This window comes from Dactylosporangium sp. NPDC005555 (genome assembly GCF_040605635.1).
Lineage (GTDB): Bacteria > Actinomycetota > Actinomycetes > Mycobacteriales > Micromonosporaceae > Dactylosporangium.
This window is the reverse complement of sequence record NZ_JBEXDG010000028.1, coordinates 67,372-83,803: the sequence shown is the minus strand read 5'-3', so window position 1 is coordinate 83,803 and position 16,432 is coordinate 67,372. Positions and strand designations below refer to the sequence as shown.

Below are 16,432 nucleotides of genomic sequence, written 5' to 3'. Positions count from 1 at the left end.
TGGTGAGCGCCGCCATGCGATCGCGCCGGCGCCCTCGGGAGGCAGCACGTCGTGGTGTTCGCGGCCGCGGTCGGTGTGGAAGCTGACGCTGCCCTCCGGGACGCCCTGGACCCTGACTTCGACCGTGACCGGCGCGGCGCCGGCGTCCAGCCGCTCACCGATCCCCGCGCTCCGGACACCGGCCCTGGCGGTACATGACAACCGGACCGCAGACGATCCGGCGATCCAGCATCGTCCGGCGCGGATGGCGGCGAGCACGGCGTCCCGGTCGAGCGTGTCGGCCCGCACCACCGTCTGCGGGACGCCGATCTGGTCGCGCAGGTGCACGTCGCTGTTGCCGATCGCCGGCTGCCACCGGCCACTGTGGACACCGTCCGGCAGCGCGCTGCTCCACGATGCCAGCGCGGCCTCGTTGTCGGCGTTCCACGGCAGATCCGAAGCCCACCGCCCGTTCCACACCTCGACCGCGTCGAACTCCCGCATCGGCCGCAGGAACGTGCCGCCGGGATACGGTGCGAACGGATGCGCCACGACCCCCAGCCCGCCGACCCGCTGCACCTGCTCCAGCGCGTCGACGACGTGACCGTCGTCGAGCCCGAGCGCCAGCCAGTGCCCGGTCCCGGTGACGACCTCCTGCCCGAGAACGACCAGCAGATCCCCGGCCGCTTCCCACGCCTCGTGCGCGCCGTCGGCGTTGTGCTCGGTGATGACGATGAAGTCCAGCCCCACCCCACGAGCCGCCTCGACGATCTGCGCCGGGGTGAGCTCACCACCATGCGACCGCAGCGAATGCACATGACAGTCGCCTCGAAACTCCACGGCCACCATTGTGCCGGCCGCGCGGACTCCGGCGCGGACCACGACGGAGGAGCCGAGGCGGCATGAGCGACCCCGACCGGTGGCATTCCCGGGCGATCGACATTCTCGACCGGGTGCCACCGCCGACGATCCGATCCTGATCGACGAGGCCGTCCGGCTGCTGCGTGCCGCCATTGCCTAGCCGACGTAGCGGCGCTGGGCGAGGGCGTGTCGGCCGGCGCGGGCCATGGCGCGCAGGCCGCCGGCGTGGCGGCGTTCGGTCGGCAGCGTTTCGGGCACGGCGACGAGGACGGCCAGCAGCATCGCGGCGCCGAGCCCGGCGACCGTCCAGAACGAGATCCGCCAGTGCGACAGCTGCAGGATGACGGCGCCGAGGAGCGGCCCGACGATCGGCGCGACACCCTCGACCCCGGCGATGATGTTGAGGACGCGGACGAGTTCAGTGCCGGTGGCCAGGTCGACGATGACGGCGCGGCCGATGACCATGGCCCAGCCCACGCAGTAGCGACGCGGACAAGCTCGCCCTGCTCGCGCCCGCCGCCCTCTCCGTCGCCGGCGGCCGCGCGTAGTTCCGTAACGGTCAGGTAACAGGTGCGAACCTTTGGGGCTCGTTTCCGGCGAACTACGGCTCGTTCGCGGCACGTTCACTTGCGATCCCTACGTTGACGCCGCTGATCAGGGATTGCCACGAACGATTGAACTTGCAGGTCGAGAAGGGTCGAACATGAAGATTTCCGCGCGAATGATGCTCGGCGTCGCGACGGCGGCCGTGCTGCTCGCCGGCACCACGGCGTGCTCCTCCGACGACGGCAGCACCACCTCGTCCGGTGCCGGCACGCCGGCCGCCGCGTCCGGGAAGTTCGCCAAGGACTCCGGCACGCTCGTCTTCGGCGTCGTGCCGGACACCGCGGCCACGCAGCAGAACTACAAGCCGCTCGAGGACTACATCGCCAAGATCTCCGGGCTCAAGGTCGAGTACCGGGAGTCCTCGGACTACGCCGCGCTGATCGAGGCCGCGGTCTCCGGCAAGGTCGACATCGCGAGCTTCTCCGGCTTCACGTACGTGACGGCGAAGAAGAACGGCGCGAAGATCACGCCCTTCGCCTCCATCATCACGAAGAAGGGCCAGGAGCCCGGGTACTACTCCGAGGCGATCGTCCCCGAGAACTCGACCATCAGCAAGATCGAGGACTTCAAGGGCAAGAAGGTCTGCTTCGTCAGCCAGACGTCGACGTCGGGCTACCTGTACCCGAGCTACAACCTGCTCAAGGCGGGCGTCGACCCGACCAAGGACGTGACCCCGGTCTTCGCCGGCAAGCACGACGCGTCGGCGCTGAAGGTGTCCCAGGGCTCCGAGTGCGAGGCCGGCTTCGCCGAGGACGTCGCCGTCGAGGCCCAGAAGGGCCTGAAGGTCATCAACAAGACGTTCGTCGTCGGCGCGCCGATGACCCTCGCCGACGGCCTGCCGGCCGACCTCAAGCAGAAGCTGATCTCGGGCCTGCAGAACGTCACGATCGAGCAGATCCAGGCCGCGGGCGTCGCCGGCGCGGACAGCGACGCCTTCAAGAAGACCTTCTACGCGCTCGCGCCGGTCGACGACAGCAAGTACGACATCATCCGGGATCTGTGCACGCAGACCAAGGCCGCGGCCTGCGGTAAATGAGGTAGACGATGACTGTCAGCGACACGCCCGCGGTCGAGGTGCACGGGCTCAGCAAGACCTATGGGCAGGTCACCGCGCTGCGGGACGTGTCGCTGACGGTCACCCGCGGTGAGATCGTCGTCCTGCTCGGGCTGTCCGGCTCGGGCAAGACGACCCTCCTGCGGCACATGAACGGGCTGGAGACGCCGACCACCGGCGACATCAGCGTCCTCGGCGAGGACCTCACCCGCCTGCGCGGCCGTGAGCTGCGCCGGCTGCGCGGCCGCATCGGCATGGTCTTCCAGCAGTTCCATCTGGTGGGCCGGCTGACGGTCCTGGAGAACGTCCTCACCGGCGCGCTCGCCGGCCTGCGCGGCCCGCGGATCGGCATCGCGTCCTATCCGCGGGAGCAGCGCCGGCTGGCACTCACCCAGCTCGACCGGGTCGGCCTGCTGGACAAGGCGTACCAGCGGGCGGACACGCTCTCCGGCGGCCAGCAGCAGCGGGTCGCGATCGCCCGGGCGCTGATGCAGCGGCCCGAGATCCTGCTCGCCGACGAGCCGGTCGCGTCGCTGGACCCGGAGTCCAGCGACCAGGTGATGGCGCTGCTGCGCGACATCGCCGCGGAGGACAGGCTGACGGTGGTCTGCAGCCTGCACCAGGTCGAGCTCGCGCTCGTCTGGGGGCAGCGCATCGTGGGCATGCGCAGCGGCGGCGTCGTGCTCGACACGCCGGCCGCCGGCCTGACCCGCGAGACGGCGATGCGCATCTACGGCCGGATGACGGCGTCGCTGGCGGAGGTGCAGTGAGCGCCCCCGAGATGCCCACTGTCGACCTGGAGCGGGTCGTCAGGCGCCCGCCGCCGGCCCCGTCCAAGCTCGTCGCGGCCGGGCTGCTGTTCGCGGTGTTCGCATTCGCGGTCTGGTCGCTCAGCGAGATCGGGTTCACCGCCGAGGCGTTCACCGAGAGCGCCGACAAGGTCGGTCCGTTCCTGGACCGGATGCTGCCGCTGGAGTTCCCCCCGGCGGCGGAGCTGTGGCGTTCGATCGGCGTCACCCTCGGCGTCGTGCTCTGCGGCACCGTGCTGTCGGCGCTGCTGTCGCTACCGATCGCGTACGTCTCGGCCCGCAACACCAGCCCGGCGCCGTGGCTCGTGCCGATCGGCCGCGCGATCGGCGTCGTGGCCCGGGCCGTGCCGGACGTCGTCCTCGCGATGCTGTTCGTGCTGCTGTTCACGCTCGGGTCGCTGCCGGGCATCCTCGCCATCGCCCTGCACTCGATCGGCATGATCTCCAAGCTCTTCGCCGACGCCATCGAGCAGATCGACGAGGGCCCGCGGCAGGCGATCCGCGCGACCGGCGCGTCCCGGGCACAGGAGTTCTGGTCCGGCGTCTTCCCGCAGGTGCTGCCGTCGTGGATCGCGACCACGCTGCATCGCAGTGACATCAACCTGCGCGGCTCGGTCCTGCTCGGGTACGCCGGCATCATCGGCCTCGGCTACGACCTGCGCATCGCGCTGGAGTCGCTGAACTACCACTCGGCGATGGCGTTCGCGCTGGTCATCTTCTCCCTGTGCGTGCTGTTCGAGATCGTGTCGACGGTGATCCGGGCCCAGCTGCTCGGCGCGGCGCCGACCGGGCGCAGCCTCGGCTCCCGCATCGCCCGCCGCCTGCCCCGCCCGGCCGGCACCGGTACATCCCTCGCCGGGCCCGCTGAAGGGGACCGTGCGGCGGCCGTCCGAGCCGCGATGCGCCGCCCCTGGAACGGCGACCGCGTCAAATCCACGGCGGCGCTCGTCGCGACGGTCGTGGTCGTCGTGGCCGCGGTCATCGGGTCGGAGGCGAAGTGGCTGGACCTGTTCAGCTTCTGGGGCCAGATCCCGTTCCTCGTCGAGCGGACGTGGCCGCCGTCGATCGAGCCGCGCACCTGGACGAACGTCTTCGACGCCCTGCTCGTCACCCTGGAGATCGCGGCGGCGGCGACCCTGATCAGCGCCGTGCTCTCGCTGATCATCGGGCCACTCGCGGCCCGCAACGCGGCGCCCAACGGCGTCGTCCGCGCGGTCGCCCGGCTGTTCCTGCTGATCATCCGCTCGATCCCGGAGCTCATCCTGGCCATCGTGCTGATCATCATCACCGGGCTCGGTCCGCAGGCCGGCACCATCGCCCTCGCGGTCGTCGGCGTCGGCCTGCTCGGCAAGCTCATCGCCGACTCCCTCGAAGAGGCGGCGCTCGGCCCGCAGGTCGCCGTCCGCTCCGTCGGCGCGACCCGGACGCAGGTGTTCTTCTCCTCGACCGCGCGGCTGAGCGTGCCCGCGTTCGTCGGGCACACGCTGTACCTGTTCGACTCGAACATCCGCTCGGCGACGGTGCTCGGCATCGTCGCGGCCGGCGGCATCGGCTACTACCTGGTCGACGCCACCCGGGTGTCCCGCTACGACCAGGTCACCGCGTTCGTCATCATCCTCGTGGCCGTCGTGCTCGTCATCGAGGCGATCTCCGCCGTCATCCGCCGGGCGCTGCGGTGAGCGGCGGCACTGCGCAGGACGGCACCGGCGCCTACGACCTGGCCGTCGTCGGCGCCGGGATCGTCGGGCTCGGCCACGCCGCCGCCGCGCACGAGCGGGGCCTGCGGGTGGTCGTCGTCGAGCGGGCCACCGGCGTCCACGGGGCGAGCGTGCGCAACTTCGGGCACGCCTGCATCACGGCGCAGACCGGTCAGGCGCGCGAATACGCGGAGCGGTCCCGGGAGCTGTGGCTGCGCTACGCGCGGCGGGCCGGCTTCTGGGCCAGCGAGTCCGGGACCGTCGTCGTCGCCCGGGCCGCCGACGAACTGGCCGTCCTGGAGCAGTGGCGCGACACCGAGCCGGGCATCACCATGCTGCGCCCGGCCGAGGTGACCGACCGGGCGCCGGTGACGGGCGCGGTCGGCGGCGGCTGGCTGCCCCGGGACCTGCAGGTCGACCCGCGGCAGGCGGCACCCGCACTGGCCCGGCACCTGGCCGACGCCGGTGTCGGCTTCCGGTGGCGGACCTCGGCGCTCGGCGTCGACGGCGGCGTGCTGCACACGTCGCGCGGCCCGATCCGCGCCGCCGCCGTCGTCGTCGCGGTCGGCCACGACGTCGACCAGCTCTACCCGGACGTCGCCGAGGCGGCCGAAGTGGTGAGGTGCGGCCTGGACATGCTCCTCGTCGCACCGGCCGCCCTGCCGGCGCCGCTGCGCGCCCCGCTCATGACGGGCTGGTCGCTGCTGCGGTACTCCGGCAGCAACGCCACCCCGGCCGCCGCCGCCCTGCGCGAGCGGCTCCGCGCCGAACGCCCCGACCTGTACGCCCTGGACCTCAACCAGATGTACACCCAACGCCCCGACGGGACGCTCGTCGTCGGCGACACGCACTACCGCGGCAGCGCGATCGCACCGTTCCAGGCGGAGTCGTCGTTCGACGCGCTGGCCGGCGTCACCCGCGAGCTGTTCGGCGTGGACCGGCTGCCGGTCCTGCAGCGGTGGCAGGGCGTCTACGCGTCGGCGCCGCAGGAGTTCCTCGTCGCCGCGCCGGCGGACGGGGTGCGGGTCGTGTCGGTCACCACCGGCATCGGCATGACCACCGGCCTCGGCCTCGGCGACGCGATCATCGCCGACCTCTTCTCCTAGACAGGACGTTTGAACATGCGATTCGAGACCGTGGTGCTGGACCTCGCCGGGACGACCGTCGTCGACGACGGCCTGGTCGAGCAGGCGTTCGAGCGGGCCTTCGAGCGGGTGCTGCCCGGCGACCCGGGCCGCGACGCCGCCCTGGAGCACGTCCGGGTGACCATGGGCCAGTCCAAGATCGAGGTCTTCCGGGCCATCGCCGACGAGGCGACGGCGCAGCGGCTCAACCAGGCCTTCGAGGACGCATACGGCCAACTCGTCGACGAGGGCCGGTGCGAGCCCGTCCCCGGCGCCGAGCAGACGGTCCGCGAACTGCGCGAACGCGGCCTGCACTTCGTCTTCACCACCGGCTTCGGCCGGGCCACCGCCGACGCCGTCGTCGCCGCCCTCGGCTGGCGCGACCTGGCCGACGCGGTGCTCACCCCCGCCGACGCGGGCCGCGGCCGCCCGGCGCCCGACCTGCCGCTGACCGCGCTGCTGCGCACCGGGGCCCGCTCCGTCGGCGCCCTGGTCGTCGTCGGCGACACCGAGTCCGACGCCGCGTCAGGTGCCGCCGCCGGTGCCGGTCTCGTCGTCGGCGTCCTGACCGGCGGCCGCCCCTCGTCGGCGCTGCTGGCCGCCGGCGCGCACGCCGTCCTCGGCAGCGTCGTCGAGCTCCCGGCGCTCATCGACGCCCAGCACTGACGTGTCCGTCCGGTACGCGCGCTGGGACGGCGTCGGCTCGCCGTTCCAGCTCGTCACCACCGACGTCCCTGCCGACCTGTCCGCGGGGGAGGTGCTGGTCCGGGTCGAGCTGGCCACGATCTGCGGCAGCGACCTGCACACCGTCGCCGGCCACCGCCCCGCCCCGACACCGACCGTCCTCGGCCACGAGCAGGTCGGCCGCGTCGTCGCCACGGGACCCGGTGCGCCGGTCCGGGTCGGCGACCGGGTCGTGTGGTCGGTGACGGTCTCGTGCGGCGTCTGCTCCCGCTGTACCGGCGGCATCGAGCAGAAATGCGAACGGCTGCGCAAGTTCGGCCACGAGTCGCTGCTGGACGGCTGGACGCTGAGCGGCGGGTTCGCCACCCATGCGGTGCTGCCCGCCGGGACGACGATCGTGCCCGTCCCGGAGGACCTGCCCGCCGTCGTGGCGGCGCCGGCGTCGTGCGCGACCGCGACGGTCGCCGCGATGCTGGCCGCCGTGCCGCCCCTGGCCGGCCGCCGCGTCCTCGTCACCGGCGCCGGCTTGCTCGGCGTCACCGCGGCCGCGATGGCCTCCTCGGCCGGCGCCGAGGTCACGGTCTGCGACCCGTCCCCCGCCCGGCGCGCACTGGCGCTCCGCTTCGGCGCTGTTTCCTCTGCGCTGCCGACCGGCGTCGACGTCGCCTTCGAACTGTCCGGCGCCGCGACCGCGGTCGAAACCTGCCTGTCCGCCCTGGACGTCGGCGGCCACGCCGTCCTCGCCGGCTCGGTCTCCCCGGGCCCGGCGGTCACGGTCTCGCCGGAGCGGATCGTACGGAACCTGCTGACCGTCACCGGCGTGCACAACTACCGCCCCGAGCACCTCCATCAGGCCGTCGCGTTCCTGACCGCCGCCCACGACCGGTTCCCGTTCGCGGACCTCGTCGGCGACCACTTCGGCCTCGCCGACCTCGACCGCGCGTTCGGGTCGGCGGCCCACTCGTCGGCGCTGCGCCAGGCGGTCGACCCGTCGTAGACCTCGCACGGCGGCGGGCCCTCGTTCGCCGAGTCCGAACGCATGGCCTGCCCGTCGTGCTCCCGTCCGGGTCACCGGGGGAGGAGCCGCTCCACGGTGGTCAGGGGCAGGGCGGTGAAACCGGCTTCGGCGGCCCGTGCGTAGGTGCCGCTGCCGGGGATCTCCGTCAGCGGGCCGTGGAACGGTGTGCCCCCGGCCGACCGTACGTCCCAGCAACCACCGGAGATGCCGAAGATCACCTGCTGGTCCACGACCGGCGACTGGATGACCGTCACGCCGAGGGGAGAGTTCACCGCCGCCTGCGGGAACACGAACCCGAACAGGGCGCCGCCGGGCCCCCAGAGCGGCCCCGGGTTGCCCCACGCGATGTTGTCGCGTTTCCCCCGCGGCCCCTGCGGTGTGTCGACCCATACCTCGGTGCCGTCGGGGATGGCCGGTCCGGCGAGGGTACGCACAGCGGTCAGCGTCATCTCGTGGTGGTACGGGCCGTCGGGGCCGATCCGCCCGGTCAGCCTGCCGCCGGCCACGACGACCGACGCCCCGAGCTCGAGCACCTGCCGCATCCGGTCGTCCAGCGGCATGGGGATGCACGCGTCCGCGGCGGCCATCGGCGCATCGCCGTCCGGCCTCCCGCGCGTGGCGAACCAGCCGATCGGCACCAGCAGGACGGCCACGACCACGGCGGCCGAGACGGCGATACGCCGCCGGCCGCGGGTGCGGCGCTTCGCGCGCAGCAGCCTGAGGACCGCGTCCGGGTCGGCGTCATCCTGCGTGGGTGCGGCCCGCAGCTGAGGTACTTCCATGTCAGGCCCTTCCTCGTCGGCTGCCGTCAGCCGCACCGCCGACCGCGCGTGCGATCGGCCCGTTCCAGCATCGGCGGGGCCGCGGTCACACACCGTCGTGCCAGGAATGCCACAGGGCGGCGTAGGGGCCGCCGGCCGCGACCAGCGCGTCGTGGGTGCCGAGCTCGATGATCCGGCCGTCGTCCATGACCGCGACCCGGTCCGCGTCGTGGGCGGTCTGCAGGCGGTGGGCGATCGCGATGACCGTGCGCTCGTGCAGGACGGCGGCCAGGGCCCGTTCCGCGGTGCGGGCGGCCGTCGGGTCCAGCAGCGCCGTCGCCTCGTCCAGGATGACGGTGTGCGGGTCCGCCAGCACCACCCGGGCCAACGCGACCTGTTGTGCCTGGGCGCCGTCGAGCGGGTGCTGGGCCAGGTCGCGGTCCAGGTCGTCGGCCCAGTCGGCGCCGACGGTCTTCAGTGCCTCGCGGAGGTCCTCGTCGGGGGCGGGCACGATCAGGTTGTCGCGCAGGGACTCGCGGAAGACGTGGTGCTCCTGCGTGACGAGCACGACCTGGCGGCGCAGCTCGTCCGGCGGCAGCGAGGCGATCGGCACGCCGCCGACGGTCACCGTGCCCGCGGTCGGCCGGTCGACGCCGGCGATGAGCATGCCCAGCGTCGATTTCCCGGCGCCGGAGAGCCCGACGATCGCGAGCCGCTCGCCGGGGCGGATCGTCAGGTCGACGTCGTGCAGGACGTCATCGCCGCGTTGGTACGCGTACCGCACGCCACGCACCTCGATGCGGTCGTCCTCCGGCGCGCCTGAATGTGCGGAGTCGGACGGCGGGATCGCGGCGAGGCCCTCGACGCGGGCGAAGGAGGCGCCGCTGCTCTGCAGCTGCTCGATCCAGATCAGGATGCTGTCGAGCGGGCCGACCAGCTGCCGCAGGAAGAGCACGGCAGCCACGACGGTGCCGAGGCTGACCCGGCCGTCGATGTACAGCATGCCGCCGAGCAGCAGCACCAGCACGCCGGGCACCGCGTACGACGTCTCCACGACGGGGAAGAACACGGTCCGCAGCGCGAGGGTGGCCATGCGGGTGCGGCGGGTCTCGGTGATCGCGGCGTGTCCGGCGGCGAGGCGGCGGTCCCGCAGGGCGAAGGCCTCGATCGTGCGGGCGCCGGTGGTCGTCGCCGTCAGTTCGTCGGCGAGGACCGAGTTCGCGGCACCCTCGGCGAGGTACGCGGTCCGCGCCCGCCGCAGGTACCACCTGGTCACGAACCAGATGCCGGACAGGCCGAGGACGCCGACCGCACCGAGCAGCGGGTTCAGCAGTACCACCGCGGAGCCGATGAACACGATCTGCACCGCGCCGATCGCCATGCTGGGCAGGACGTCGCGGAGCGTGGACGCGACGGCGTCGACGTCGGTGGTGCCGCGCGCGGTGAGGTCACCGGCGGGCACGCGTTCGACGACGGCGGCCGGCAGGGCGAGGGCACGCCCGAGGAAGTCCTCGCGGATGCGGCACGCGGTGCGTTCGCCGAACCGGTACGCGATGCCGAGGGCGAGCCGGGTGAGCAGCGTCTGCGCGACGGCGCACGCGATGACGGCGAGGGCCAGCCGGTCGATCTGCCCGCCGCCGACGGCGACGGTGTCGATGATCCGGCCCACCAGCCATGGTGCGCCGAGGCCGGCGACGGCGGCGAGCGAGTTGAGCGCGAGGACCGCGGCGACGGACCGGCGGTCGGCGGCGAGCAGCCGGAGCGCGGCCCGCCCGACCAGGCGCTGGTCCGCGATGGGAAGCGCACTCATGCGTCCTCCCCGAACGCCCTCGTGACCAGCGCCCGGTAGCCGGGTTGCTCGGCCAGCAGCGCCCGGTGCGTACCGGTCGCGGCGACGTGACCGTCGACGAGGTAGTGCACGACGCGTCGGCGTGGTCGAGCAGGACCGGCGACGTGGTGGCCACGACGGTGCCGCGGCCGGCCCGGGCGGCGGTGAACCGCTCCGCGATCGCCGCCTCGGTGTGTGCGTCGACCGCCGACGTCGGCTCGACGACCAGCAGCAGCTCCGGGTCGGCGTGGACGGCACGGGCGAGCCGGACCCGCTGCCGCTGCCCGCCGGACAGGTTCCGCCCGCCCCACTCCACGGGCCGGCCGAGGTCGGCGGCCACGTCGTGCGCGACGGCGGTGCGGATCGCGGTGGCGACCAGGTCGTCGTCGGGGTCGTGCGGTCCGGCGACGACGTCGCGCAGCGGCCCGGCGAAGAGGTCCGCGTCGTGCTCGGCGACGAGGATCCGGGCCCGCACCTCGTCCCGCGCGATCTCCGAGAGCCGTTGCCCGTCCCAGGTCGCGGCGGTCCGCCCGTACCGGCCGAGCCTGTCGATCACCGCGGCGGCCTCCTCGGGGCGTGCCCCGGCGAGCGCGGTCATCCGGCCCGGCTCGACGACGACCCCGGAGTCCGGGTCGTGCAGGACGGCCGGTCCGGCGGGCGCGGCGGCACCGGCGGGATCCTCGGCCGGCAGCCGCAGGAAGTCGACGACCCGCCGCGCGGCGACCAGTCCCCGCGTGACGTCGAACCCGCAGAAGATCAGCATGTCGACGGGCACGACGAGCATCGCGGTGTACCCGTAGACCGCGACGAGCTCCCCGACGGTGAGGTCCCCGGCGGCGGCCTGCCGCGCGGCCAGCCAGACGACCACTGCGAGGAACACCGTGGGCAGCCCGCCGCCGAGCGCCCCGATCCAGCTCGACGGGCCGCCGACCCGGTAGCCCTGGTCCCGCAGGTCCTGTGATTCGCGCCGGTACCGGCCGAGGTAGGTCTCCTTGCCGCCGAGCCCGTTGAGGATGCGCAACCCGCCGAGCACGTCGACGAGCCGCGCGTTGAGGTCGCCCTGGCGGTCGCGGTAGCGCAGCCCGGCCCGCTGGGTGCGGCGCAGCAGCGGACCGACGATCAGCACGAGCACCGGCACCCCGGCCAGCACGACCACCGCGAGCGTCGCCGACGTGCGCGACAACAGGACCGCGACCACCGCATACGCCAGCATCGAGGCCACCCCGACACCGCCGACGTTCATCGCCCGCCCGATCGTCCACACGTCGGAGATCCCGATGGTTACGATCTCACCGGCGGTGACCTGCCGGGGCAGCGCCGCCCCGAGCCGCGTCGCGTGCGTCATGACCAGGTCGGCGGTGTGCAGCGCGGCGCTCATCCGCAGCTTCGTCATGCTCCTGTGCCGCATGATCCCCAGCGCGGCGGTCGCCACCCCGACGACCAGCACCGCCCCCGCCCAGCCGGCGAGCGCCCCGGGCCGCCGCGACTGCAGCCCCCGGTCGATCGCCTGCGAGAAAAGGAACGGCGTGAACGCCATGCTCATGTACCACAGCGACCCGAACATCGCTCCGAGCGTGACCCTCCCCCTGACCTGCCACCCCAGCCACATCAGATATCGACCAGCGCCCCGTGTCTGCACGCTCCCATGCTGCCTCGAATCCCGCCCGGCGGTCGCCCCCATTTCGCCTGTCCGGGCTCAGCCGAGCGCGAACCGCCCGGGGTCCGCAGGTGCTCAGCTCGTGCTGAGCGCGATCGTGCTCGGCGAGCCGGCCGTGGACCTGCGGGCCGAGCTGGTCGCGCTGGTGGCGCAGGAGCCCGGCTGCGGCGACCTGCCCGCCGGCGTCATCCTGCACAGCCTGCTCGGACTGCGGTCCGACTGACGGCACCGGGCTGCGTGCCGGTGCGGGGCTGGCGGTGCGGGGCTGGCGGTGCGGGCTACCGGGCCGGGATGCGGGCGGAGCGGGGGGCGGGCCGCAGCGGGCGACCGGTGCGGAACACGGCGAGGGGGGACTCGTCCGGGGCGAGGTCCAGCGTCGCGGCGAGCGCCGTGCCGGTGGCGGTGCAGTCCAGGAGCTGGCTCAGCGGGTGGACGGCGAGGCCGCGCTCCGACAGGGCGAGCCACACGCGGACCAGGGCACGGCCGTGTTCGATGACCGACTCCGGGGTGACGGCGCTGCCGACCAGGACGAGGACGCTGCCGTCGTACCGCAGCAGGCCCTTCGACGCGGCGGCCAGCAGCGCCGGGGTGCCGAGGTGGCGGGTGACGCGGTAGGCGCGCGGGGCGATCATCGCGGCCAGGCCGGCGGCCTCGACGCGGGACATGGCCATGGCCTTGTCGGTGAGGCCGTCCAGGGCGTACCGCGGATGCCGCGGCGACAGGCGCATCCACTCGCGGAGCTCGGCGACGACCTCGGGGGTGCCGAACATCCAGCGGTCCGCCGACGCCAGCGGGCCGACGAGGGAGCGGCTGGGGACCTGGCGCAGGTCGGCGCCGAGCGCGGTCAGGGCGGTGAGGGTCCCGGCGTCGAGCACGCCCGGTGCGTAGCCGCCGCGGGCGCAGCCGCGCTGCCGCACCGACGCGAGGGTGAACGGGGTGTCGTAGACGGCCGGGGCAGGGACGAGCCGGGCGGCGCGCAGCGAGGCCTGGTCCACGGCGACATCACAGGAGACCGGCAGGCCCGCGCCGGCGGCGACGATCAGGCAGGTCTCGATGAAGGCGCCCAGCGACAGGAACAGGTCGCGGCGCGTCGGGTCCGAGTCCGGCAGCGACCGCGCCGGGTCCCAGTGCACGCGGATGTCGTCGTCGCCGTACCGCAGCGTCCAGGGCTGCGTGTTGTGCGCGCTCGGCGCACGGCGGCAGTCGTCCTCCAGGGCACGGAACTCGGTGACCCAGCTCATCCGGCGATGCCCCGTTCGTAGAAGGTGTAGCCGTGCAGCGGGCGGCCGCCGAGGCGGACGTACTGCGCCGCCGACGCGGGGTTGTCGCGTTCCACGTACGTGCTGCGCAGGGTCCGGTATCCGCCGGCGCGCAGCCCGCGGTGCAGCTCCCGGGACAGCAGCGTGAGATAGCCGCGGCCCTGCTCGCCGGGGACGGTGCCCTTGATGATGAGCACGGCGTCGCGGCGGTAGCGGCGGCGGGTGGCGAGCAGGCGGAGCTGGTTGAGCACGCCGAGCCGGCCGCCGACCTTCATGAAGAACTCGGACACGTCGGGGACGGTGACGACGAACGCGACCGGCCGGCCGTCCTTCTCCAGCCACAGCAGCAGCGCCTCGTCGAGGAGATACGCGAGTCCGTCGGTCTGCGCGGCGAGCTCGCCGGCGGAGATCTCGGTGTAGTAGCCGAGCTGCGCGAAGGACGCGTTGAGCATCTCCCGCAGGATCGGCAGCTGCGCGGCGAACCGGCGCCGGGACCCGTGCCGCACGACGAGCTTCTCGGCCGCGATACGAGCGTCGTCGAACGGGAAGTCCACAGTGGATGGCACGTCGCAGATCCACGTGTCGGCCTCGAACCGGCGCGTGAAGCCGTGCTGCTCGTACGCGGCGGGATAAGACGCGGGGTTCCAGGCCGAGTCGATGAACCCGCGCTCGGAGAAGCCGGACGTGATGACCCCGCCGGTCTGGTTGGGCAGCAGGCCGACCGGCCCGAACAGCACCTCCGTGTCACGGCCGCGGCTCGCGGCGAACTCGAACACCGCGGCCGCGGCCGCCGGGGAGGCGAACTCGGTGAGGCCGAACAGTTGGTGCCGCCGGCCGAGCTTCGCGTCGAAGACGGCGCTGCGGTGCAGGCAGGTCCGCCCGACCACGGCACCGGACGCGTCGCGGGCCAGGAACAGTTCGACGTCCTTGAACCCGGCGATGACCGAGTCGGCGAGCGGCACGTACCTGTCCCGCGGGTGCAGCCGCAACGGCAGGTCGCAGAAGGCGCGCAGCCCGGCCCGGTCCGTCACCGGTGCGATGTGGACGGTCACGACGAGGGCGCCCTGTGCACGGACGGGCCCTCGGTCTCCCGCGACAGCGGCGTGTACGAGTCGATGTGTGCCATCGTGTTGCCCTCCGCCCGCCACACGCCGTTGGTGTAGCCGCTGTCCTCGGCGTTGTAGAGCCGGATGTAGCCGCCGGTCGCGTTGCGGGTGCCGTTGTCGGTGATCCAGCACATGAGGTCGCGGTGGTGCTTGGTCCGCGCGAACTGCAGCAGCGCGTCCCGGTCGCGGAAGAACGCGATCGTGCCGAGCGTGAAGGGCCACTGCCAGTAGACGGTGTGCCAGCAGTACCCGGGCAGCCGCTTCATCTGGCGCACCATCTTGTACCAGGTGAAGGACAGGATGAAGATGGAGTGCGGTCCGCGGTAGCGGGTGGCGCCGACGAACATCGCGGTCGCCTGCCCGACCGGCGGCACCTTCGAGAAGTCGGTCGTCCTCATGCGGCGGCACTCCTTGCCAGATAGACGTTCTTGATCTTTCCGTTGCTGGCCGCGAACGGGCCGTCGCCGTAGTCGTGGACGCGGACGCGCACGTCGGCGGCGGTCGGGTCCTCGGCGAGGGACTCGGCGAAGTCGCGGCTCACCTCGGCGAGGTAGCGGACCAGCCCGCGCCGGCACACGTCGGCGAGCGCTTCCGTGGAGGACAGCTGTACCGCTTCGCGGAGCTGCACGTGCACGACCGGGCGGCTCTCCAGGTCGGCGGTCTCCTCCAGGGTCAGGCAGAAGCCCTGGATCTGGTGCGCGTGAGGGTTGCCGTCGTACAGGCCGTTCTCGACGTCCTGCGGGTAGATGTTCGCGCCCATGTAGGAGATCGTGCTGTCCTTGCGCCCGTACAGGAACAGCAGCGGCAACCGCATCCGGTCGCCCTCGAACGCCCGCTTCGCCTCCTGCGCCGCGGCCGGGTCGGTGCGCACGATCGCCATCAGGTCGTCGTAGGACAGCAGCTTGCCCTCGTCGCCGATGTTGTACCGCACCTTCGGGTTGAGCACGGCCGTGGTGTTGATGGTGCAGAGGATCTCGCTGTCCTGCGTCGTCTCCAGGTAGGTCTCGAGCGGGTTGTACTGGAAGATCATCGGCAGCCGGTGCTCGTCGGGTCCGAGCAGCGCGTTGCGGAGCCGCTGGTCGGTGCGCAGGCGGCGGCGCAGCCACACGGTCAGGTCGGTCTCGCCGCCCATACCGATCGTCAGGTCGCTGGCGCCGTAACCGGAGCGGACCTTCGTGAAGCGCTGCTCCAGGTAGTCGCGCAGCGCCTCGGTCATGCCCTCGCCGCCGACCAGCGCGCTCAGCTTGTACGGCGCCCAGTCGAACCCGATCGAGTCCAGCTTGTCCAGCAGGTGCTTCAGGAACGGCGGGTACGCGGTGATGATGTAGTCGAACCCGGGCCCGAAGTGCCGCAGCGTGTCGATGATCTTGTCGAGGTCCGGGCCGGTGTTCTTCACCATCGCGACCCGGGCCATGGCGATGCCCGTGTTCGTGCCGGTCGCCCACGCGCCCATCGAGTAGGCGTTGATCACGAAGCGGCGCTGCGACGGGTAGACGAGCGTCGTGTAACCGGCGAGGTTCTTGTGCACCGTGCGCAGTTCCTTGCGGCTGCGGATCCAGTTGTACGGCTGCCCGGACGAGCCCGACGACTCGTCGACGACACTGCCGTTGATCTCGATCCTGCCGTGCCAGCAGCGCTGCTCCTCCGTGTAGGCCTTCACGTAGGTCAGCTTCGCGGTCGGCGGGTAGGACGTCAGGTCGAACCAGCGGAACCGCCAGCCGTTGCGGGCCAGGAAGTCACCGTACGCGGGCACGTCGATCGCGGCGAACTGGCACGTCATCCACGCGTGCAGGCGCGCGAACCGGGCCATCCACGGCCGGTAGTTGCGGGCCATCAGCCGCCACACCGCCGGATGCACCCGGTAGATCGCGTACAGCCAGGTCAGTCCCCAGCTGCTGACCCGAAGCACCCATTGCCGCACGAACGTCACGACAGGTTCCCTTCCTCCTCGACCGTCCCATCCTCGGCTCCCGCCCCGCCCGGGCGCCT

Annotated in this window: 14 protein-coding genes and 2 pseudogenes; 7 read left to right on the top strand and 9 right to left on the bottom strand. The window is 72.7% G+C overall.

All coding sequences use genetic code 11. The annotated features are described in order from the left end of the window. Nucleotides 1-126 precede the first annotated feature (126 nt). Nucleotides 127-828, bottom strand: a pseudogene (locus ABZS58_RS28735) (CehA/McbA family metallohydrolase); the annotation flags it as partial. A gap of 168 nt (nt 829-996) precedes the next feature. Continuing rightward, nucleotides 997-1,317 (bottom strand): MFS transporter, encoded by a 321-nt coding sequence (locus tag ABZS58_RS28730; RefSeq protein ID WP_354786336.1) that lies wholly within the window; start codon nt 1,315-1,317, stop codon nt 997-999. Nucleotides 1,318-1,543: 226 nt separating this feature from the next. Between ABZS58_RS28730 and phnD the strand changes: the two genes are divergently transcribed. From phnD to ABZS58_RS28700, 6 genes are read left to right on the top strand one after another with little or no spacing between them, the layout of a single operon-like run. Further along, nucleotides 1,544-2,482, top strand: a complete 939-nt coding sequence (gene phnD / locus ABZS58_RS28725; protein ID WP_354786335.1) for a phosphate/phosphite/phosphonate ABC transporter substrate-binding protein — start codon at nt 1,544-1,546, stop codon at nt 2,480-2,482. A gap of 8 nt (nt 2,483-2,490) precedes the next feature. Beyond that, a complete protein-coding gene (gene phnC, locus ABZS58_RS28720; protein ID WP_354786334.1) occupies nt 2,491-3,270 on the top strand; it encodes a phosphonate ABC transporter ATP-binding protein in 780 nt (259 codons plus the stop codon). Further along, nucleotides 3,267-4,988, top strand: a complete 1,722-nt coding sequence (phnE, locus tag ABZS58_RS28715) for a phosphonate ABC transporter, permease protein PhnE (RefSeq protein ID WP_354786333.1) — start codon at nt 3,267-3,269, stop codon at nt 4,986-4,988. Before phnC ends, phnE begins: the two co-directional genes overlap by 4 nt. After that, the gene (locus ABZS58_RS28710; RefSeq protein ID WP_354786332.1) at nt 4,985-6,112 is read left to right on the top strand and encodes a TIGR03364 family FAD-dependent oxidoreductase; all 1,128 of its coding nucleotides are present in this window, start codon (nt 4,985-4,987) and stop codon (nt 6,110-6,112) included. Before phnE ends, ABZS58_RS28710 begins: the two co-directional genes overlap by 4 nt. Nucleotides 6,113-6,127: 15 nt before the next feature. After that, nucleotides 6,128-6,796 (top strand): HAD family hydrolase, encoded by a 669-nt coding sequence (locus ABZS58_RS28705; RefSeq protein ID WP_354786331.1) that lies wholly within the window; start codon nt 6,128-6,130, stop codon nt 6,794-6,796. Nucleotide 6,797: 1 nt separating this feature from the next. Continuing rightward, nucleotides 6,798-7,811, top strand: a complete 1,014-nt coding sequence (locus ABZS58_RS28700) for a zinc-binding dehydrogenase (RefSeq protein ID WP_354786330.1) — start codon at nt 6,798-6,800, stop codon at nt 7,809-7,811. 71 nt (nt 7,812-7,882) lie between these two features. Here the strand turns inward: ABZS58_RS28700 and ABZS58_RS28695 are convergent, their stop codons facing one another. From ABZS58_RS28695 to ABZS58_RS28685, 3 genes and pseudogenes are all read right to left on the bottom strand, one after another. Beyond that, nucleotides 7,883-8,614: a hypothetical protein gene (locus ABZS58_RS28695; RefSeq protein WP_354786329.1), complete on the bottom strand. Its 732-nt coding sequence runs from the start codon at nt 8,612-8,614 to the stop codon at nt 7,883-7,885. Nucleotides 8,615-8,699: 85 nt separating this feature from the next. Further along, entirely contained in the window at nt 8,700-10,403 is a 1,704-nt protein-coding gene (locus ABZS58_RS28690; RefSeq protein ID WP_354786328.1) for an ABC transporter ATP-binding protein, read from the bottom strand. Further along, nucleotides 10,400-11,985 (bottom strand): annotated as a pseudogene (locus ABZS58_RS28685) (ABC transporter ATP-binding protein). The gene ABZS58_RS28690 and the pseudogene ABZS58_RS28685 overlap by 4 nt, the downstream one beginning before the upstream one ends. A 175-nt stretch (nt 11,986-12,160) precedes the next feature. Between ABZS58_RS28685 and ABZS58_RS28680 the strand changes: the two are divergent. Beyond that, nucleotides 12,161-12,301 carry a hypothetical protein gene (locus ABZS58_RS28680; protein WP_354786327.1) on the top strand — a complete coding sequence of 47 codons (141 nt, stop codon included), beginning with the start codon at nt 12,161-12,163 and terminating at the stop codon, nt 12,299-12,301. 55 nt (nt 12,302-12,356) lie between these two features. On the opposite strand, the gene ABZS58_RS28675 is transcribed toward ABZS58_RS28680, so the two are convergent. The 4 genes from ABZS58_RS28675 to ABZS58_RS28660 are packed head-to-tail and all read right to left on the bottom strand — an operon-like array spanning nt 12,357 to nt 16,373. After that, entirely contained in the window at nt 12,357-13,319 is a 963-nt protein-coding gene (locus tag ABZS58_RS28675) for a hypothetical protein (protein WP_354786326.1), read from the bottom strand. Continuing rightward, nucleotides 13,316-14,389 (bottom strand): hypothetical protein, encoded by a 1,074-nt coding sequence (locus ABZS58_RS28670; RefSeq protein ID WP_354786325.1) that lies wholly within the window; start codon nt 14,387-14,389, stop codon nt 13,316-13,318. The genes ABZS58_RS28675 and ABZS58_RS28670 overlap by 4 nt, the downstream gene beginning before the upstream one ends. Then, a complete protein-coding gene (locus ABZS58_RS28665) occupies nt 14,386-14,841 on the bottom strand; it encodes a DUF4188 domain-containing protein (RefSeq protein ID WP_354786324.1) in 456 nt (151 codons plus the stop codon). Before ABZS58_RS28665 ends, ABZS58_RS28670 begins: the two co-directional genes overlap by 4 nt. Then, nucleotides 14,838-16,373 (bottom strand): phenylacetate--CoA ligase family protein, encoded by a 1,536-nt coding sequence (locus ABZS58_RS28660; RefSeq protein WP_354786323.1) that lies wholly within the window; start codon nt 16,371-16,373, stop codon nt 14,838-14,840. Before ABZS58_RS28660 ends, ABZS58_RS28665 begins: the two co-directional genes overlap by 4 nt. Nucleotides 16,374-16,432 lie beyond the last annotated feature (59 nt).